This window comes from Nocardia beijingensis NBRC 16342, assembly GCF_001612785.1.
In the GTDB taxonomy this organism is placed as follows: Bacteria; Actinomycetota; Actinomycetes; order Mycobacteriales; family Mycobacteriaceae; genus Nocardia; species Nocardia beijingensis.
Genome location: NZ_BDBC01000046.1, coordinates 46477 through 66000, shown reverse-complemented (window position 1 = coordinate 66000; position 19524 = coordinate 46477). Strand labels below are relative to the sequence as shown.

The 19524-nt window shown below is 67.2% G+C and carries 21 protein-coding genes and 1 pseudogene; 18 read left to right on the top strand and 4 right to left on the bottom strand.

Annotation, left to right across the window (positions count from 1 at the left end; translation table 11 throughout):
• The first annotated feature begins 113 nt into the window (after positions 1–113).
• From NB3_RS24430 to NB3_RS24400, 7 genes are read left to right on the top strand one after another with little or no spacing between them, the layout of a single operon-like run.
• Positions 114–1085: a daunorubicin/doxorubicin resistance ABC transporter ATP-binding protein DrrA gene (locus tag NB3_RS24430; RefSeq protein WP_067807981.1), complete on the top strand. Its 972-nt coding sequence runs from the start codon at positions 114–116 to the stop codon at positions 1083–1085.
• Entirely contained in the window at positions 1082–1861 is a 780-nt protein-coding gene (locus NB3_RS24425; protein WP_067807978.1) for an ABC transporter permease, read from the top strand. The genes NB3_RS24430 and NB3_RS24425 overlap by 4 nt, the downstream gene beginning before the upstream one ends.
• Positions 1858–2625, top strand: coding sequence for an ABC transporter permease (locus NB3_RS24420; RefSeq protein WP_084823629.1), 768 nt, complete (start codon positions 1858–1860; stop codon positions 2623–2625). The genes NB3_RS24425 and NB3_RS24420 overlap by 4 nt, the downstream gene beginning before the upstream one ends.
• Before the next feature lie 42 nt (positions 2626–2667).
• A complete protein-coding gene (locus NB3_RS24415; RefSeq protein WP_067807976.1) occupies positions 2668–3786 on the top strand; it encodes a DUF6545 domain-containing protein in 1119 nt (372 codons plus the stop codon).
• 14 nt (positions 3787–3800) lie between these two features.
• Positions 3801–4856 (top strand): DUF6545 domain-containing protein, encoded by a 1056-nt coding sequence (locus NB3_RS24410; RefSeq protein WP_067807973.1) that lies wholly within the window; start codon positions 3801–3803, stop codon positions 4854–4856.
• Between the two features lie 41 nt (positions 4857–4897).
• Complete coding sequence (locus NB3_RS24405; RefSeq protein WP_067807970.1) at positions 4898–6685, top strand: MFS transporter; 1788 nt, start codon at positions 4898–4900, stop codon at positions 6683–6685.
• A 54-nt stretch (positions 6686–6739) separates the two neighbouring features.
• Positions 6740–7855: an MAB_1171c family putative transporter gene (locus tag NB3_RS24400; RefSeq protein WP_067807967.1), complete on the top strand. Its 1116-nt coding sequence runs from the start codon at positions 6740–6742 to the stop codon at positions 7853–7855.
• Between the two features lie 72 nt (positions 7856–7927).
• Here the strand turns inward: NB3_RS24400 and NB3_RS24395 are convergent, their stop codons facing one another.
• Complete coding sequence (locus tag NB3_RS24395; RefSeq protein ID WP_067807962.1) at positions 7928–8317, bottom strand: cupin domain-containing protein; 390 nt, start codon at positions 8315–8317, stop codon at positions 7928–7930.
• A gap of 95 nt (positions 8318–8412) precedes the next feature.
• Positions 8413–9861 (bottom strand): MFS transporter, encoded by a 1449-nt coding sequence (locus NB3_RS24390; protein ID WP_067807960.1) that lies wholly within the window; start codon positions 9859–9861, stop codon positions 8413–8415.
• 51 nt (positions 9862–9912) lie between these two features.
• On the opposite strand from NB3_RS24390, the gene NB3_RS24385 reads away from it, so the two are divergent.
• Positions 9913–10593, top strand: a complete 681-nt coding sequence (locus NB3_RS24385; protein ID WP_067807957.1) for a TetR/AcrR family transcriptional regulator — start codon at positions 9913–9915, stop codon at positions 10591–10593.
• A 37-nt stretch (positions 10594–10630) separates the two neighbouring features.
• Here NB3_RS24385 and NB3_RS24380 read toward each other — a convergent pair whose 3' ends face one another.
• Positions 10631–12679, bottom strand: coding sequence for a M13 family metallopeptidase (locus NB3_RS24380; RefSeq protein WP_244892058.1), 2049 nt, complete (start codon positions 12677–12679; stop codon positions 10631–10633).
• 337 nt (positions 12680–13016) lie between these two features.
• Between NB3_RS24380 and rplN the strand changes: the two genes are divergently transcribed.
• From rplN to rpsN, 9 genes and pseudogenes are all read left to right on the top strand, one after another.
• Entirely contained in the window at positions 13017–13385 is a 369-nt protein-coding gene (rplN, locus tag NB3_RS24375; protein ID WP_067807954.1) for a 50S ribosomal protein L14, read from the top strand.
• A gap of 1 nt (position 13386) precedes the next feature.
• Positions 13387–13704 (top strand): 50S ribosomal protein L24, encoded by a 318-nt coding sequence (gene rplX / locus NB3_RS24370; RefSeq protein ID WP_039795507.1) that lies wholly within the window; start codon positions 13387–13389, stop codon positions 13702–13704.
• A 1-nt stretch (position 13705) separates the two neighbouring features.
• A complete protein-coding gene (rplE, locus tag NB3_RS24365; RefSeq protein WP_067807951.1) occupies positions 13706–14269 on the top strand; it encodes a 50S ribosomal protein L5 in 564 nt (187 codons plus the stop codon).
• A 4-nt stretch (positions 14270–14273) separates the two neighbouring features.
• Positions 14274–14459: a type Z 30S ribosomal protein S14 gene (locus tag NB3_RS24360; RefSeq protein ID WP_067807946.1), complete on the top strand. Its 186-nt coding sequence runs from the start codon at positions 14274–14276 to the stop codon at positions 14457–14459.
• A gap of 823 nt (positions 14460–15282) precedes the next feature.
• Positions 15283–16125 (top strand): YbaB/EbfC family nucleoid-associated protein, encoded by an 843-nt coding sequence (locus NB3_RS24355; protein ID WP_169810741.1) that lies wholly within the window; start codon positions 15283–15285, stop codon positions 16123–16125.
• A gap of 82 nt (positions 16126–16207) precedes the next feature.
• Positions 16208–16525 (top strand): hypothetical protein, encoded by a 318-nt coding sequence (locus NB3_RS24350; RefSeq protein ID WP_067807939.1) that lies wholly within the window; start codon positions 16208–16210, stop codon positions 16523–16525.
• Positions 16522–17565 (top strand): WXG100 family type VII secretion target, encoded by a 1044-nt coding sequence (locus NB3_RS24345; protein ID WP_067807937.1) that lies wholly within the window; start codon positions 16522–16524, stop codon positions 17563–17565. Before NB3_RS24350 ends, NB3_RS24345 begins: the two co-directional genes overlap by 4 nt.
• Positions 17534–17836, top strand: coding sequence for a hypothetical protein (locus NB3_RS35265; protein WP_157111986.1), 303 nt, complete (start codon positions 17534–17536; stop codon positions 17834–17836). The genes NB3_RS24345 and NB3_RS35265 overlap by 32 nt, the downstream gene beginning before the upstream one ends.
• Positions 17837–17902: 66 nt before the next feature.
• Positions 17903–18004: pseudogene (rpsN, locus tag NB3_RS34480) on the top strand (type Z 30S ribosomal protein S14); the annotation flags it as partial.
• Positions 18005–18104: 100 nt separating this feature from the next.
• Here the strand turns inward: rpsN and NB3_RS24335 are convergent.
• Positions 18105–18923 carry an alpha/beta fold hydrolase gene (locus NB3_RS24335; RefSeq protein WP_067808001.1) on the bottom strand — a complete coding sequence of 273 codons (819 nt, stop codon included), beginning with the start codon at positions 18921–18923 and terminating at the stop codon, positions 18105–18107.
• 282 nt (positions 18924–19205) lie between these two features.
• Between NB3_RS24335 and NB3_RS24330 the strand changes: the two genes are divergently transcribed.
• Positions 19206–19520, top strand: coding sequence for a WXG100 family type VII secretion target (locus NB3_RS24330; RefSeq protein WP_067807935.1), 315 nt, complete (start codon positions 19206–19208; stop codon positions 19518–19520).
• The last annotated feature ends 4 nt before the right edge of the window (positions 19521–19524 follow it).

Here is a 19524-nt window from a genome sequence, read left to right as displayed (position 1 = left end):
CGCGGGGCCGATGCGGACCGCCGCACCGGCCCCGCGTCCAAGGGCTCGCGCCACCGGTTGATTTAGGTTAGCTTTACCAAAGTATTGCGGGGCAATCGGAAACGGAGGCTGGTGTGGAGGCGAGCAGGGGCGCGACAACGCGCACCGATCCGGCGATCGTCGTGGAAGCCGTCGAGAAATCGTTCGGCGAGGTGAAAGCGCTGCGCGGGATCAGCTTCAGCGCGCCGGCGGGCAGCGTGCTCGGGGTGCTCGGTCCCAACGGCGCGGGCAAGACCACCACCGTGTCGGTGCTGTCGACGCTGGTGAAACCGGACGCGGGCCGGGCGACGGTCGCCGGCTTCGACGTGGTTCGCGAGGCCGAGCAGGTGCGCGCATCCATCATGCTCACCGGCCAGTACGCCGCGCTCGACGAAATGCTCACCGGCCGCGAGAACCTCGTGCTGTTCGGCAGGCTGATGGGATTGCGCCGCAAACAGGCGCGGACGCGAGCCGAGGAACTGCTCGCCCAGTTCGAGCTCGAGGACGCCGCCGATCGCCGCGTCGGACAGTACTCGGGCGGTATGCGGCGGCGCATCGACATCGCCTGCGGCCTGGTGCGCCCACCGCAGGTGGTGTTCCTCGACGAGCCGACCACCGGTCTGGACCCGGTGAGCAGGCAGAGCCTGTGGGCGCTGGTGCGCTCGCTCAAAGACCAGGGCGTCACGATCCTGCTGACCACGCAGTACCTCGAAGAAGCCGACGTGCTCAGCGACAACATCATCGTCGTCGACAAAGGCACGGTCATCGCCGAGGGCACCGCCGACGAACTCAAGGCGCGCACCGGGACCAGCTTCTGCGAGGTGGTTCCCGCCGACGCGGGCCGGGTGCCCGCCGTGGTGGCGGCGCTCACCGGACTCGGCGAACTCACCGTCGCCGAATCGGCCGACCGGGTCTCGCTGCCCGCGCCGGACGGCGCCGTCACGCTCGGCGAGGCCCTGCGCAGACTCAACGAAGCCGAGATCGAGCTGATCGACATCGCACTGCGCAGGCCGTCGCTGGACGAGGTCTTCATCGAATTGACCAAGCCCACCGAGGTCGTGGCGTGACTGCGTCGAATTCCACCGCCCTGCTGCGGGTTCCGCCGCTGCTGCAATGGAGTGCGCTGAGCGAGCGCGGCATTCGCGCCGCGGTGCGCGAGGGCGATCTGATCTTGGCCTGCACCGCGCCGGTGACGTTCTTCGTCTGCGTGTACGTTCCGCTGCGCCGCTCCATGGAAGCGTCCGGACTGGACTACGCGCAATTCCTGCTGCCGCTCATCGCTTTGCAAGCGATGTTCTTCACCGCCATGTTCGCCGGTGACCGCGCCGCACGGGAGGTGGCGGGCGGCATGGGCGCCAGGCTGCGCTCGCTGCCCGTGCGGCCCTGGGTGCCGCCCGCGGCCCGGATCTCGGCGAACGTCGTGCGCGCGTGCGCGGCGTTGGCGGGCGCGCTGGTCATCGGCACGGTGTTCGGTTTCCGCTTCCACGGCGTGCCAGGCGCCATCGCCTTCCTCGCCTTGACGCTCGCCTTCGGCGCGGCGCTGGTGCTCGGCGCGGACGCGCTCGGCACCGAGACCGCCAATCCGGAACTCGGCGCGACCGTGCTGTTCGCACCGCAACTGCTGCTGCTGATGATGTCAACGGGTTTCGTTCCGGCGGAGAGTTTCCCCGGCTGGATCCAGCCGTTCGTGCGCAACCAGCCGGTGTCCCAGGTGGCGGGCGCGCTGCGGGAGATGTCGGAAGGACGCTTCGGGGCCACCTCGGCGATCGCCGCGGTCTGGGTCGCCGGTCTGCTCGTCGCGGCGATCGCGGTGTCGATCCGGGTGGAGAGGAAGCGGCGATGATCGGACTGCTCGACCAGAGCCTGGTGGAGACCGGGCGGCTGCTGCGGCGCTGGAGCAGGCAGCAGGAGGTGGTGACCACCACGCTCGTGCTGCCGATCCTGTTGCTGCTCATGTACAAGCTGGTGCTCGGGAAGGCGCTCACCCCGGCAGGCGGCGGCGCCGAGCCGATCTACGGTTTCGTGCCGATGATCGCGGTGGCCGGGGCGATGTACGGCGCGATGGGCACGGGCCTGTCGCTCTACGGGGAGCGGGAAAGCGGTCTCCTGCGCCGGTTCTGGGTGCTGCCGGTGCACCGCTCGGCCGGACTGATCGGCCGGTTGCTCGCCGAATGCCTGCGCGCGCTCGCCGCGACCGCGATCGTGCTGATCGTCGGCGTGCTGCTCGGGCTGCGGTTCCACAACGGCCTCGCCGGGGTGCTCGGCGCGCTGCTGGTGCCCGCGCTCGTCATCGCGGGTTTCACCCCGATGGTGATCGTGGTCGGCGTGAGCCGCGTCGGCGACAAGGTGGTCCAGATCTTCGCCGCCGTCGTGCTCTTGGCGATGTTCTTCAACTCCGGCTTCGTCCCGGTGGAGAACTATCCCGAGTGGTTGCGGCCGATCGTGCGCGGGCAGCCGATGAGCTGCGCGATCGAGGCGATGCGCGGGTTCATCCTCGGCGGGCCGCTGCTCACCCCCGTGTCGCAGGTCATCGCGTGGTCGGTGGGCTTGACGGCGGTCTTCGGACTGCTCGCCGTGCGCGGCTACCGCGACGCCGCCCGGCACTGACCGGCTTGGCCGCGGCGGCGCGGCGAATTACTGTCTGTCGCGATGAATTCCGTGCCCGCGTCGCTGCTGCTGTCGATCGGTGTGTTCGCCGCGGTGGTCACGGTCGGTCGCTGGGCGTTGGTGCGCCAGACCTTGATCGACCGTTTGATCAACCGCATCTGGACGTGGGAACTGTCCGGATTCCTGGCGAACGGCGTGTGCGCCGGACTGGGCGCGACCGCGCTCGGGCAGCGGCTGTTCATGGGTTGCGGTCTGCTGGCGGGCGCGAGCGCCATCGGGTTCGCGATGGTGCTGGCCGGTCGCGAGCCCGACCGGGCCCGAGGCGAGCAGCGGCGATACGACGCGGTCGCGGCGGTCGCCGCGGTATCGCTGCTGGTGGAGCTGCCGGTGCACGATCATCTCGACTGGCTGCACTGGCCCACCGTCGTATGGACCACTAGTTCGGTCGCGACGGCGATCTGTGGCCTTTTGATCGCCCGCACCTGCGTTTTCGAGATTCTTCGCGACGACGTGTCGATCTGGGAACGGTTGCTGTACGGCACGCTGTTCGTGCTCGCCGTGTATTGGTTCGCGGGTTCGGTCGTCGGGATGTTCCGGACCGCTACGGGCACGTCGCCGACCGAACCGGGCGCCTGGTGGGTGCTGGTGGTGCTCGCCAGCTTCGTGGTCACCACCGGCCTGCTGACCGTGCGGCTGGTCGACGTGATCATGGCGCGCTGCGGGTGGGACCGGGCGAGCAGGCGCTGCCGCCGGTTGCGGCCGTTGTGGCGCGACCTGACCGCCGCGGTGCCGGAAGTCGTGCTCGAACACGGCCACTCGGACCGCGACCAGGACTCGGCTTCGCGGCTGTATCGCATGTCGGTCGAACTCTGGGACGCGGTGCTGCATCTGAAGGCGTACGTGCCGCCGCACGTCGCGGGCGAGCGCGACCTCGCTGTGCTGATGGCGCACGCCTACCGGGTCAAAATGGCGGAGGGCGGGCCATCGGGCGCGGTCGACGTGCGCCTGCCGGGACCGGTCGATCGCGGCTCGGAATTGAGCGTGCTGCTCGACCTCGCTCGCAAATGGCCCGCCGTCCGCGCCGTGAGCGGTGCGCAGGCCCGGGACGGCGTACCGGACCGGTTCCTCGTGTGCCGTGCCCGGCTGCGCGAATCCTGTTAGTACGGGGTTCGCCGGTGAATTCCACGCCGCCGACCGTGTCGGTCGTGGTCTCCGTCTTCGCGGTACTGGTCACCGCGGGGCGGTGGTGGCTGGTCGACGACGCTCCGGCCGATCGGTTGATCAATCGCGCGCTGAGCTGGAACGTGGCATCGCTGGCCGGCTACTCGATCGCCGCGGCGGTGGGAAGTGAGCAACTGGGGCAGCGGGTGCTGCTGGGCATCGGAGCCGCTTCCTTGTCCCACGCCTACGGTCTGGCGAAATTGCTGGACGGCGCGAGTCCAGCCGCGGTCGGCGCGCGGCAACGGCGGTACAACGCTGCTGCGGGGGTGTACGCGCTGATCACCGCGGGCTGCACCGTGGCCGACGCGCTCGGCGCAGGCCTCGGCTCGGTGCTGGACTGGGAGGGGCTGTTGTGGTCGGCGGCCGGTGTGTTCATCGGCTTCGTCGGCCTGCTGCTGGCGCGCGCCTGCATCCGGGAACTGCGACTGGTCGCGTCGTCCCTCCGGGAGCGCCTGACCTACTCGGCGTTGCTGCTGGTCGGCCTCTACTGCGCGGTGTCGACGGTAGGCGGTATCACCCAGGTCGCCGCCGGCGCTGTGCCGGGCGACCCTGGACCGGCATGGGCTGCGGCGTCGATCGTGGCGTTCGGCGTGCTCGCCGCCCTGGTATCGATCCCGCTGCTGGAAGCGCTGGTGCTGCGGGCGGGCCTGGATCGCGACGCCCGCGCGTGCAGGCGGCTGCGACCACTGTGGCGAGATCTCACCACGGCGGTTCCGGAAGTGGTTCTGCACCCGCACGATTCGGGGTCCGCCTCGCGGTTGTACCGGATGAGCGTCGAGATCGAGGACGCGCTGGTGGTGCTGCGGAATCACACACCGGCCTCGGGCCGCCACCCAGCCGACGACGGCCGCAGCGCGGTCCGCGCCGCCTATGCCGCATGGCTCGAGCGCTACGGTCCGATCGGCCCTTCCGCTCGCGGCGCCGACCACGCCGATCGGTTGCGTTTCTTGCTGGATCTCGCACGCCGGTGGCCGCGCCGCCGCCCAGCGTTTGATGGTTACATCGGCTAACTATATAGTTTGCGGTGGTAACTATGTGGTGAGGGGCTGCCGTGACGAATCCATCCACCGAAGTCGACCCGGGCGACGTCCGAACCATCCGGCGCAGGATGCGCTACGACCGGGACCATCCGCGGTACAAGTGGATCGTTCTGACCAACACCACGCTCGGCGTGCTGCTCACGGCGGTCAATTCCTCGATCGTGCTCATCTCGCTGCCCGCGATCTTCCGCGGCGTCGGGCTCAACCCGCTGGAAGCGGGCAACGTCGGCTACCTGCTGTGGATGTTGATGGGCTACCTGCTGGCCACCGCCGTGCTCGTGGTGATGTTCGGACGGCTCGGTGACATCTTCGGCCGGGTGCGCGTCTACAACCTCGGGTTCACGGTGTTCGCCCTGTCGGCGGTCGCCCTGTCCTTCGATCCGTGGCACGGCGGCGCCGGCGCGATGTGGATCATCGTCTGGCGAGTGATCCAAGGGATCGGCGGCGCGATGCTCACGGCCAACTCCTCGGCGATTCTCACCGACGCGTTCCCGGCGCGCCAGCGCGGCACCGCGCTCGGCATCAACATGGTCGCCGCGGTGGCCGGTTCGTTCTTCGGCCTGCTCATCGGCGGCGTGCTGTCGGAATGGGACTGGCGAGCGGTGTTCTGGGTGAGCGTTCCGATCGGCGTCCTCGGCGCGGTCTGGTCCTATCGCTCGCTGCACGAGGTGGGCATCCGCTCCGCGGGCAAGGTGGACTGGGCCGGCACCGTCACCTTCGGTCTCGGGCTCACCGCGCTGCTCACCGGCATCACCTACGGCATCCAGCCCTACGGCGGGCACGCCACCGGCTGGACCAGCCCGTGGGTGCTGTCCGCCGTGCTCGGCGGGATCGCGCTGCTCGCGGTGTTCTGCCTGGTGGAGACGCGCGTCCCCGATCCCATGTTCCATCTCGGGCTGTTCCGCAATCGCGCCTTCGGACTCGGCAACTTCGCCAACCTGATGGTCTCGATCGGACGCGGCGGCATGCAGTTCATGCTGATCATCTGGTTGCAGGGCATCTGGCTCCCCCTGCACGGCTACGACTTCGAGTCCACCCCGCTGTGGGCCGGTATCTACCTGCTGCCTTTGACCATCGGATTCCTCGCCGCCGGACCGGTTTCCGGCTGGCTGTCCGATCGCTACGGTCCGCGGCCCTTCACCACCAGCGGAGCCTTGCTGGCCGGCGCGACCTTCCTGCTGCTGCTGGTCATCCCCGTCGACTTCGACTACTGGCTGTTCGCGCTGATCACCCTGCTCAACGGTATCGGAAGCGGCTTGTTCTTCTCCCCGAACACCGCCGCCATCATGTCCAGCGTCCCCGCCGCCCAGCGCGGCGCCGCCTCCGGCATGCGCGGCACCCTCTTCAACGGCGGCAACGCCCTGTCGATGGGCATCTTCTTCTCCCTCATGGTCGTCGGCTTGGCGGCGAGCCTGCCCTCGGCGCTGGACTCCGGTCTGCGCGCGCAAGGCGTTTCCGCCGGAGCCGCCGCGGAACTGGCCGGAATGCCGCCCGTGGCCAGCATGTTCGCGGCGTTCCTCGGGTACAACCCGATCCAGGAGCTGCTCGGGCCGTCGGGTGAACTGAGCAAGCCTGGAGTCGACGCGCAGACCCTCATCGGGCAGGAGTTCTTCCCGCACCTGCTCACCGGGCCGTTCCATTCCGGATTGGTCGTCGTCTTCGTGTCGGCGGCCGTGATGATGTTCCTGGCCGCGGCCGCGTCGTGGTTCCTCGGCGACAAGTACGTCTACGACGAGGCGGCCGAGCTGGCCGAGGCGGACAAGCGGGCGCGAACGCCGGTCACGGTGCCGGTTCGCTGATCGGCCTCCGGCGCTCGGTGGCCGGGCGCGTCCCGAGGACTTACAGTCGCCTCGATGAACTCCGTACCGGCCGCATTGGTGATACCGGTCGTCGTCTTCGCCGCGCTGATGACGATCGGACGGTGGCTCGTCGTCAACGAGACCAGCACCGACCGGCTGATCAACCGGACCTGGAGCTGGACCGTGGTCGCTGTGTCGGCGTACGCGATCGTGCCCGCGCTCGATCATCCGTACTTCGCTCGGTGCCTGTATCTGGGACTGGCCATGATCGCCCTCGCGAGTTTCTACGGGCTGGCCCGGCTGCTCGACGGCGCCGATTCCGCAGGCGCACCGGCGCGTCAGCGCCGATACGATGCGACGGCGGTCGCGGTCGCCGTTTGCCTGATCTGCGGTGCGCCGGTCGCGCACAGGGTGTTCCGGATCGACTACACCGAGATCGTCTGGACTTTGTCGGCGATCCCGGCGTCCGTCGCGGGCTTTCTGTTCGGCCGGGCCTGCGTGCGGGAACTGCGCGTCGCCGGCTCCTCCGCACGAGAGAAATTCACCTACGCGCTGCTGCTGATGTTCTCGATCCACTGGTCGCTCTCGTGGTCGTTCATGCTCGGCCGTTCGCTCGCGGGTACGCCTCCGAGCGAGCCGGGGACCGTCGCTGCCGTCGTCTCCGTCGTCATGCTGTCGGTCGTGACGGTGCTGACCGCGATCCCGCTGTGCACCGTGCTGGCGGCACGGGCGGCATGGGATCGGACGGGCCGTCGCTGTCGCCGGTTGCGCCCGCTGTGGCGCGAACTGACCACCGCGGTGCCGGAAGTGGTCTTGCTCGGCGATCCCTCCGCACCGCGCGATCCCGCCTCACAGCTCTACCGGATGACCGTCGAGATCTGGGACGCGATTCTGCATTTGAAGCAGTACGCGCCCGAGGGGATCGGCTCACCCGGCGCGACAAGAGATCAGGTGCGCGCTTACGCGCTTCGCGTGGCGTCGGCTGTTCGAGCGAAGCGCGACGGCAGCGCACCGATGCCCGGGTTCCACGTACCTGATGCCGGGCAGGACGAGAAACGCGATCGCGCGGAGGATCTGGCGTTCTTGATCCGATTGGCTCGTGAATGGCCCAAGGCCGTAGCGATGGCCGACCGCTGTGCGGATACGCAACCTGTGCCGTATCCCCGGTAGCGCGATCGAACACCGACGGTGACCAGCCCGGTGCCCGCGCGCGACGCACACGCGGGCACCGTGGCGGCGCGGTCACCGCGCGGTGACGGGCTCCTGGCGGGTCTCGTGGCGCAGGCCGATGGACATGATGTCGGACGGTTCGTCCAGTTCGATGCGGTGCCAGCGGTTGCGGGGGACCAGGAATGCGGTGCCCGCGGTGAGGCGCACCATCGACTCCTCGTCGCCGGGCCGCTCGGGTCGCAGGTAGAGGCGCAGCGCGCCGGTCAGGCAGCACACCGCCTCGTCGCCGCTCGGGTGGACTTCCCAATGATCGGCGTGCACGTCGGCGTCGGTTTCGACATGGAACGTCGCGAGTTGCCAGTCGCCGTCACCGGTGCTCATCCGCCGTTCACCGGCCGCTACGTGGCCGTCGTGGCCGAAATGGATGGCGCGGCCGAACAAGTCGATCGGGGCCTGGTTCATGATGGGTCCTCTCCTTCGGTGGAACTTTCGCTTGATCAAGTGCGGCTCGGTGACGATCCGATCCGTTCTGGCTCGCGGCCGGGGTATTTCGCTCGTCACGGGTGCGCGGCGGACATTTCGGCTTCCGGCCGCATCAGTTCTGCCGCGGGCGTGGGATTCACACGGCTTGTCCTCGGCAGCACCGTCGCGGCGACGACGCTCGCCACCGCGAAAAGTCCCGCGGCGCAGCACAGCGCGAGTGCGTAACCGTCGTTCAGCGCCGCGGGCGCGGCGCTGTTTCCGGTGCGCGCCGCCGCGACCGTGGCCAGCGTGGCCACTCCGACACACCCGCCGAGCTGCCGCGCGCTGTTGAAGACCCCGGAAGCTATCCCCGCTTCCTGGGGCGCGACGCCCATGGTCGCGGCGGCGGCCACCGGAGCCAGGCACAGCCCGAGACCGAAGCCGCCCAGCAGCGAGGGGCCGAGCACATCGGCGACGAAGCTGCCGTCGACGCTGATGAAGGCGAACCAGCCGATCCCGGCCGTGGTCAGCGCCCCGCCGAGAACGAGCGCCGCTTTCGGGGAGCGCCGGCCGCCCACCCGCGTGGCCACCACCGTGCCGACGATGACGCTGAGGGAGAACGGCACGAAGGCCGCGCCCGCCGCGCCCGCGCTCATGGCCAGCACCTGCTGCTGATACAGCGATAGGAAATAGAACGCGCTGAACTGCCCGGCCGCGGCGAAGAATACGAAGAGATTCGCGCCCGCCGCCCAGCGGTTGCCGAACAGCCCGAGCCGAACCAAAGGCGTCGATGTCCTGGCCTCCACCGCGAGAAAAGCCGCGAGCAGCACCACCCCTGAACCGAGGGTTACGGCCGTGGCGGCGGAGAGCCAGCCGTAGTGTTCGGTCCGCACCACGCCCACGACCAGCAAACCGATTCCGCCGGTACCGAGGACAGCGCCCGGCACGTCGATCCGCGCCGGCCCGCTCGCTCGATCGGCCGCCACACCGGCCACCGCCGCGACCGACGCGATCACCACGATCGGAACGTTGATCAGCATCACCCAGCGCCAGTTGGCGTACTCGGTCAGCAGGCCGCCCACCAGCACGCCGATCGCGCCGCCCGCCGCGTTCACCGCGCTCCACACGCCGAGCGCTCGCACCCGGCCGGGACCTTCCGGAAACGTCGTGGTCAACGTGGCCAATGTCGCGGGAGCCACGGCCGCCGCGGCCAGCCCCTGGATCGCTCGCGCGGCGACGAGTTGCCAAGGTTGCTGCGCGAATCCGCCCGCGAGGGAGGCGATGCCGAACACCACGAGTCCGGCGGTGAGCAACCTGCGCCGCCCGAACAGGTCGCACGCCTTCCCGCCCAGCAGCAGGAACCCGCCGAAGGTCAGCGCGTAGATGTGCACCACCCAGGCCAGATCAACCGGAGCGAAGCCCAGATCCGCTCGGATGGCAGGCAGCGCGACATTCACCACCGCCAGGTCCAACGCGACCATGAACTGCGCGACGGCCACCGCCGTCAGAGCGAGGGCGGGCCGCCCACGAGAGTTTTTATACATGTATAGAAAGTAACCGCGTGAGCCGCCCCGTGTCCACATCCACTTCGGCGGATGAGTGAAGATGGACCCATGCCGAGCTCGTCGTCGCAGCCACAGCGCACCGGCCGACCCGCGCGTATCTCCCGGGCGGAGATCCTCGCGGCGGCCGACTCGGTGATCGAGGCCGATGGCGTGGCGAAGCTGACCATGCGCCGCCTCGCCACCGAACTCGGCTGCACGCCGATGGCGCTCTACCACCACGTCCGGGACAAGGAAGACCTGCTGCGGCTCCTGCTCAACGAGTACGCCGACCAGGTGGTCTGGCCGGATCTGCCGGAGGAACCCCGCGAGCGCGTCCGCGTCGCGGCGCGCGCCATGCGCGACGTGCTCGCCGCGCGGCCGTGGATCGTGGAAATCCTCGCCGCGGACGACCTTCTTGGCGTCTCGGCGCTGTGGGTCAGCGAATCCATCGTCGACGGATTCGTCGCGGGGGGCCTACCGCTGGATCGCGCCGCCCAGGCGTACCGCGTCATCTGGCACTACACCGCGGGCGACCTCATCGTCCGCGCCCGATCCGCCCGCCGGTCCGCGGAGGACCGCCCCACCTTCCGCGCGCAGGTTTTCGCCGAACTCGACGCCGAGACCTATCCGCGCCTCGCCGCCCTGGGCTCCGACTACCTCTCCCTCGCCGCCCGCGACACCTACGACCTCGGCCTCGACGCGCTCATCGACGGTCTGCTCCGTCCCGCATAGAAATCGAGCCCGCCGTGAAGGGCGGGCTCGAAGGCGCTCAGAAGGTCACTCGCTGATCGGGCGGCAGGTACAACTTGTCGCCTTCCTTCACGTCGAAGGTCTTGTAGAACTCCTCGAGATTGCGCACGACCTGGTTGCAGCGGAACTCGTTGGGAGAGTGGGTATCAACGCTGAGGTAGCGGACGGTGAGTTCCTTCGTCTGCTTCTCGCGCCAGCTGCGGGCCCAGGACAGGAACATGGTGCGGTAGTCGGGATTGTCGATGCCCCTGCGCTTCTCGGCGATGCGGAAGGCGGCCAGGGTGATCTGGAGTCCGCGCAGATCGGCGAGGTTCTCGCCGACGGTGAGTTCGCCGTTGACGTGCTGATTCGGCTCCAGGCCCTCCGGGACGAGCGCGTTGTACTGGTCGACCAGTTGTTTCGCCCTGGCGTCGAACGCGGCGCGGTCCTCCGGCGTCCACCAGTCGCGGCGATTGCCGTCGCCGTCGTACTTGGAGCCCTGGTCGTCGAAGCCGTGGCCGATCTCGTGCCCGATGGTGGACCCGACCGCGCCGTAGTTGACGGCGGGCAGGGCGTCCTTGTCGAAGAACGGCGGCTGGAGGTAGGCGGCGGGGAAGACGATCTGATTGGAGGTCGCCAAGTAGTAGGCGTTCACCGTCTGCGGCGACATGCCCCATTCGGTCTTGTCCACCGGCTTGCCGAGTTTGGCGAATGCGCGTTTGGTCTCGAATTCGTTGATGGCGAGCAGCGATTCGATGAGCTTGCCCTTGGTGATCTTCAGCTTCGAGTAGTCGACCCACTTGTCCGGATAGCCGATCTTCGGATCGATCTTGTCCAGTTTCGCCAGCGACGCGGCCCTGGTGGCGGGGGACATCCAGGTCGAATTGGTGAAGTTCTCGCGGTAGGCCGCGATCACGTCGTCGAGCATTTCCTTGGCCCGCTCCTTGGCCTCCGGCGGAAAATGCTTGGCGACATACAGTTTCCCGAGCTGTTCGCCCAGCTTGTCGTCGACGATGCTCACGCCGTACTTCCAGCGTTCCGGGCGCTCGTCCTGCCCGTTGAGGATCTTGCCCTTGAACTCGAAATTCGCGTCGTTGACGGCCCGGGGCAAGTAGGGAGCGAACTCCCGCAGCACACTGAGCTTCAGGTAGTCACGCCATGTGGCGATATCGACTTCCGACCACAACTGTCCCGCCGTCGTGAGGTAGGACGGTTGGCCCACCACCATGGTCGCGAACAGCTCACGCGGACGATCGGTGTTACCGGCCAGCCACGGGTCCCAGTCGAACCCGGGTGCGAGGGCGGTCATGTCCGCCCAGCTGTAGACGTTGTAGGTCGCGTCGACGTCACGGGTGCGGACGTTGTCCCAGTGCCCGGGAGCGATCCGCTTCTCCAGGTCGAATACCCGCTGAGCCATACCCGCCGGATCGGGGAAGCCCGCGCCGGCCGCGATGCGTTCGAGGTACACCCGGTATTGCGTGAGCACCTCCGCGTACTCCGGCTTCCGGTAGTACTGCTCGCCGAGTCCGAGGCCGGACTGGCCGACCCACGGGAGGTACGCGTTGGAATCCTTCCGGTCGACGGAGATGCTGATGCCGATCAGCCCGCTGATCGGCAGCTCGGCCATCACCTTGGCCAACTCCGGCTTGGTGGCGGCGCCGTCGATCTTCGCCAGCAGCGGCGCCAGCGGCGTCATGCCGAGCCGTTCGATCTCGTCCCAGTCCACCCTGGCGTCGTAGAGATCCCTGATCTGCTGTTCTTCCGAGCCGGGCTTCGGGTCCTCGATGCCGTCGATGATCTCCCGCAACTGCTGCTCGGTGCGTTCGCCCGCCTCGCTGCCCGAGCCGTAGCTGACCTTGTCCGGCGGCAGCTGGTACTCCCGCAGCCACTTCCCGTTGACGTGCCGGTACAGGTCGTCCTGAGGCCGGATCGCCTCGTCCGCTCCGCTGAGATCGACGCCGGTGAGCGTGCGGCTCGCGGGTTCGGTGTCGTCCGAGCACGCGACCAGCGCTGCGGCGGCCGGGACGGCTCCGAGGGCGATCAGGAAGGCACGACGATCCAGCTTCGCTGGCCGACCGGTAGATGTCACGAGAATCCTCTCCCCGACGCGGCGGTGCCGCTGATGTACGAAGACAGCCTTGCAGGACACGAGGCTACCGGCGCCGCGCCGGACCGGCCGGGATTGGGGAAACGGGCAGCGACGTGTGGCCCCGATTTGGGAACGACCTGCGGATTCCCCTACACTAGACCGGTTGCCTGCGGGAGCTGTGCCCGCAATCCGGCAGTGAACCCCCAGAGGTTGGTTCCGCGTTTCTGGTCAGAACCGAGAAAACCGCTGGCAGGCGCGCGTCCGGAGGGCAACCGACCATGCCCGTCGGGTCGGCAATCCGGCGTGCACATACGTCCAGGTCAAGGAGGACGCTGAAGTGATTCAGCAGGAGTCGCGACTGCGCGTCGCCGACAACACGGGCGCGAAGGAGATCCTTTGCATCCGCGTTCTCGGCGGTTCGTCGCGTCGCTATGCCGGTATCGGCGACATCATCGTCGCTACCGTGAAGGACGCCATCCCCGGCGGCAACGTGAAGCGGGGTGACGTCGTCAAGGCCGTTGTCGTGCGCACCACCAAGGAGCGCCGCCGTCCGGACGGTTCCTACATCCGTTTCGACGAGAACGCGGCCGTGCTCATCAAGGCGGACAACGACCCGCGCGGCACCCGCATCTTCGGCCCGGTCGGCCGCGAGCTGCGCGACAAGAAGTTCATGAAGATCGTCTCGCTGGCCCCGGAGGTGCTCTGACATGAAGGTGCACAAGGGCGACACCGTGCTCGTCATCTCGGGCAAGGACAAGGGTGCCAAGGGCAAGGTCATCCAGGCCTACCCGAAGGAGAACCGGGTTCTCGTCGAGGGCGTGAACCGGATCAAGAAGCACGTCGCGAACTCCGCCAACCAGCGCGGCGCCTCCTCGGGCGGCATCGTGACCCAGGAAGCCCCCATCCACGTCTCCAACGTGATGGTCGTCGACTCCGACGGCAAGCCGGCCCGCGTCGGCTACCGGACCGACGAGGAGAGCGGCAAGCGGGTCCGGATCTCCCGTAAGAACGGGAAGGACATCTGACATGACCACGACGGAAAAAGTGCAGCCCCGGCTGAAGCAGCGCTACCGCGAAGAGATCAAGGACGCGCTGAACAAGGAATTCGGCTACGCCAATGTGATGCAGATCCCCGGCGTGGTGAAGGTCGTCGTCAACATGGGTGTCGGCGACGCCGCCCGCGACGCGAAGCTGATCAACGGCGCCGTCGAGGACCTGGCCCTGATCACCGGTCAGAAGCCGCAGATCCGCAAGGCGACCAAGTCCATCGCGCAGTTCAAGCTGCGTGAGGGCATGCCGATCGGCGCCAAGGTCACCCTGCGCGGCGACCGGATGTGGGAGTTCCTGGACCGCCTGGTCTCCATCGCGCTGCCGCGTATCCGCGACTTCCGCGGCCTGTCGCCGAAGCAGTTCGACGGCAACGGCAACTACACGTTCGGCCTGAGCGAGCAGTCGATGTTCCACGAGATCGACGTCGACAAGATCGACCGCCCGCGTGGTATGGACATCACCGTGGTGACCACCGCGACCAACAACGAAGAAGGCCGTGCCCTGCTCAAGCACCTCGGCTTCCCGTTCAAGGAGAACTGAGCACATGGCTAAGAAAGCACTGGTCAACAAGGCCAACGCCAAGCCGAAGTTCGCTGTCCGCGCCTACACCCGCTGCCAGCGCTGCGCCCGCCCCCACGCGGTCTACCGCAAGTTCGGCCTCTGCCGCGTGTGCCTGCGCGAAATGGCGCACCGCGGCGAGCTGCCGGGCGTGCACAAGAGCTCCTGGTGAGCTGACGCTCTGCTGAGCGTCACCAACTGAACACCTGAACGAGGGCACGGACTCCATGCGAGTCCGTGCCCTCGCTCGCATTTCGGCGGCACTTCGTTGATGTTTCCGGCACCCCCTCAGCGCCTTTCGACCGCTGATTCCACCGGGTGCTTTGTCGGATGCACTTCAGATCCGGCACGGCCGGTGCCGAAGAATATGCCGCGCCGTTGACTGACCTTCGCTGGAAGTACGGCCTGGCCACCAAGCCGGTGACTCGGCGGACGGTACGGGCGGCACGGCGAGCGGTCGACTGCTGCGGCAAAGGCGAACAGAGCGGGTCTGTCAGGCGGCGGCCGCTGCGATGACCGCGTCGGCGTTGTCGCGGCGACTCGAGAAAGGGGCTGGCCGGCAACCTCAGAAGCAGAGTGCGACGTCGGGTAGTTGTGTTCCTCGGCGGTCACGGGACTCGGCCGCACGCAGTGTTGCCGCACTCGAGTGTTGCAGTCGATTCGCGGTTTCCCGAAGTACTCGGTCCACGAGTTGCGCTGCGGTATCGCATGATTTCAGTACCGTGGTGTCGGGCAACGCGGCGTCCAGGTCGTCCACTGTTGGACGACTGGTGGCGGCGACGAGAAGGCCCGCTGCGGCGAAAGCGCCCGCGAGCGTGCGTGCATCATCGGGACGTGGGCGCTGTTCGTTCGACATAGGACGCCCCTCTCCAACCTCGGCCGGTTCTCGCGCCAGAGTAACGCAGCGCCGACAAGGACGCTTTCCGCAGACGATTTCCGATCTTTCCAGTCGCAAGTAAGCTGGAGCGGGAAAGCCGGGGGGTGAGATGGAGCACATGAGCTCGGAAACGCAGCGAATCGAGCGGCTCCAAGACGCCATGGCGCGTTCGCGGGGGACGGCTTCGTCCTCGGACGGTTCTGTCACCGTCGTGGTCGGGGCGAACGGGGTGTTGTACTCCATCGAGTTGGGTGACGCGGCGGCGCGGCTGACGGTGTACCAGTTGGCCGATGTCGTAGTGGAATTGCACAAGGTCGCGTTCGCGCAGGCGGGGGCAGCTGTACGGGAGGCCGTCGAGCAACTTCGCGACAGCGGCAACGATGCGTCTTCGCCGGAGGGCGACGAGACTCCTGCCGCCGGTGCCGCCGAATCTCATCACCCGCTCGAGGAGCATCTACGCCCTGCTGCCGGAGATCACGTCCGTTCGGACTCGTATTCCGACACCAGTGCTGATGCGGACACCGGGGCCTGGTCCGCGCGCGACACGTACTCGCCCTCTCGCGCCCGCGGTGCTTCTGATTCCGGCTCCGCGTTGAAAGGCGATGCCTCGCAGCACGAATCCATGGCGCACGTCATCCAGCCGTTCGACTCGCCCGATGACGAGGACTTCTACTTCACCGCTACCCCGGAGCCTCCTCCACCGCGAAGGGCACCACGCCGTGTCGAGGTGGCGCGTGCGGATCGTGCGGATGACGGTCGTGACTCTCTATGCCCGAACTTTCTTTCTCTGCCGGATGACCGGCAAGCCGTCGACGCGCGGACCGGTCCGAGCCAAACGGTCCAAGATCCCGTGCCCATACCAGCCTGGCTCGAACCGCAGTTCCCTGAATCCGATCGCGCCGAGGACGATCGATACGAGCTCGACGATCACTGGGGCGACTGGGAGGTGGGGCGGCACTAGCAAGGGTGATCGCAGTGCACATGTCCGATCTGCTGCCTATAGTGGTCGCACGAAACGCCATGCGCGGTAGGGGGGAGACGATATGAGTGCGCTCGACCAGTTCCACTTCGATCCGGACGATATCCGGCAGCTGGCCGACACCTTCGCGGCGACGACGTCGACGCTCAGCGCTCTCGGCCTGGCCAATTCGCTCGCTGACGGCGTCACGGATGGGCTGGCCGCGAGCCGGGTCCTCGGGGCCTGCGGTACCGCTCGCGCCGCGATCGACGGTGCGATGTTGCGGGCTGCCGCGAACATGCAGACCCTTGGCGACACCACCGATACGGCGATCGCTCAGTTCCTGACCCAAGACAGCGCTCGCGCTGCGGGATTCATGGATACCGGGCTGGATCTGCCGTGAACGCGCTCACGAAATCCCAGGTCCTCGCCCTGCGCCCCGACGTACTGACCGCTCAGGCGGATCGATGGGCGCAGCAGGCCCACGAGCTGGCCGGCGCGTTGGACAACCAGTATCGTGCGGTGGACAAGTCCCTCGACAGTTGGCAGGGCGAATCGGGCAATGCGATGCGCGGCGAATACGAAGCCGTCCAGTCCGATACCGGCAAGCTCCGAAAGGCGCTGGAGCTGGGCGCCGATGCGGCGCGCTCCGGTGCTACCGAACTCGCTGCGGCACAGGCAGCCGTCGCCACCGCTGTGCGGATAGCCGAGGAGAAGGGCTACACGGTCGCCGAAGACGGAACCTGCACACCCGCGGCCTCTACGCAGCAAACGCTGCTGGCGACCGTGAGCGACCCCGACCGGCTCCAGACTGCCATGAGAGCGCTGGAGGCCGACGCCGAAATCCGGACTGCCGCGATCAAGGAGGCCCTCAACCAAGCGGATGCCGCCGACACCGCCGCTACTCGGGCGATCACCGATGCTTTCGCCGACCTGCCGGGGTCCGAGCAGACACCAGCCGGGCAACCGCAAGCCAAGCCCATCAACGATGGATATGGCAGCTGGAGCGACCTCGGCGAGAACGAGAAATCGGTCTGCCTGAACAACCCTCGGGACTGCAATAATTCCCGGGAGCGGCGGGACAAGCAGATCGCGCAGGACGAATCCGCCAAGGCATTTCCTGGCGATCCCGAGTCGACCCGGCAAGACGCCGCCCGGCATTGCATCTGGCAGGGATTGACGACGGAATCCGCGAACGCCGACTTCGCCAAGCGACTGGCGGATGCCCATGAAAAGGATAAGCCCAGTCCTTTGAACGGCTCCAAAGAGATGGACGAGTGGAACAACCACACGGGTCGGCAGGTCGGCTTGCGGTTGGAAGGTAACCGTCAGGCGATCATCGACACCTGCATCCGCTACGCGCACGAGGCACAGGTTGTCGATCCGAACCATATGAACTACAACAACGTCGATGGGACGTCGCTTGTCGTCATCAAAGAATGAGGGCGGCAGGCGGTTCGGCCGATCTTTGGGGCGGGTCGTCACACTGCTGGCTTCGATCTGCGCGGCATGGCCGTTCATGCTCTTGTACACCGACCCGGATACCGATCTTGTCCCCTTCCCTTGGGACTATCGGACGGCACCGCTCGTCGCTGTTGCCATCTCGGCTGCTGTCTGGTTCCTCTTTCCGCGTGCGCGGCCAGAGGCCGTAGGATTTGCGGTAGGTGTGTTGGCGCTGAGCGTGATGATGATCTACCTGACCGGAAGTTTCTGACGGCTGCTAGATCTCCAGTGACTTCAACGCTTCACGATTCCCTGACGACACGCACCCGCTGCGCCCCGCTGCCACGCGGTCTACCGCAAGTTCGGCCTGTGCCGCGAGTGCCTGCGCGAGACGGCGCACCGTGGCGAACTGCCCGGCGTGCACAAGAGTTCTTGGTGAGCTGACGCTCTGCTGAGCGTCACCAACTGAACACCTGAGCGAGAGGGCACGGACTCTATGCGAGTCCGTGCCCTCGCTCGCGTTGATGATCATGCGGGCCTTATGCCTTGATGAAATCGAGGATGTCGGCATTGAGCTGGGTGGCGTGCGAGATCATGATGCCGTGTCCGGTCGCCGGGTATTCCTTGTAGGTGTTGCCGGGAATCAGATCCTTGATCACCCGACCGCAGAGGTCGATGGGAGCCGAGGCGTCGGCGTCACCGTGGATGACCAGCGTGGGCACAGTGAGCGCGCGCAACTCGTCGCGGAAGTCGGCGTGGTAGATCGTGTTCATGATCTCGTCCGCGGCGAGAAGTGAACAGTCCATGCACTTCTGCACCATCCACGCGATTCGCGCCGAAGACACCTGGTTGCCCAGATGCGTCGCGAAGAATGCCTGCGCGTTCTGCTCCATCCACAGCGGCCGATCCGCCGCGCGAGCCGCGCCCACCGCATCGAAGACCGCCTTCGGCACGCCGTTCGGATTGTCCTCGGCCTGCGCGAAATACGGCATCGTCACCGATACCAGCGCGACCCGGCTGATCCGATCGCTGCCGTAGCGGGTCAGATACCGGACGATCTCACCGCCCGCCATCGAATGCGCGATCACGGTGACTTCGCGCAGATCGAGATGGTCCAAGAATGCGGCCAGATCCGCGGCCAGCGTGTCGTAGTCGTACCCGTGCCCGACCCAGTCCGACTTGCCGTGCCCACGCCGGTCATACGACAGGCACCGCAGGCCCTGCTTGGACAGCGGCAGCATTTGCAGCTCCCACGAAGTGCTGCTCAACCAGCCACCGGCCAGGAAGAGCACCGGCTGTCCGGAACCCCAGTCCTGGTAGTGCAGGGTGGTGCCGTCGTGCGATTCGAAGTAGGGCATCGTCTTCTCCAATCTTCGGATACCGCATCATCATCTCGGGCCCTGATAATGAAGTCGATTACCTCTCGGGTAAGAGCCGTGCGATACATGAATCTCGGGCGAGGGCACCGACTCCTACGAGTTCCGTGCCCTCGCTCGAGTTCGGGGCAGTGGTTTGTTCGGTGTTCCGCTTCCGGGTGAGCGCCGTTCTCGTGTTCAGTCCTGTCGGGCAACGCTTTTCCCCGTTGCCATGCTCGGAGTACCTTGTCGGTAAGACTGTTCGGTGGGAGAGGGGGCAGAGGGTTGGTCGGGGAGCAGCCATCGCTGTCGGTCGATGCCGATGCAGTCGAAGTTCTGGGGCGCTTGGCATTCGATGTCGCCACTCAGTGCCGGGACGGGTATTCGGCCTTGGAGACAGATGTCCGGGACATGCTGGGAAGCTGGACCGGTAGCAACGCAGGCGCTTTCGCGGCCGGATGGGAAGAGTTCCATCAAGGGGCGGTGCAGGTGTGGGATGCGCTGTTCGAGCTGGCGGAGAAGCTGGGAATCACCGCGGACACCGTGCGCGGCGCCGATCAATCATTCGCGGCGGGCGTCAGCTCGCTCGATCTGCCCTGAGGGG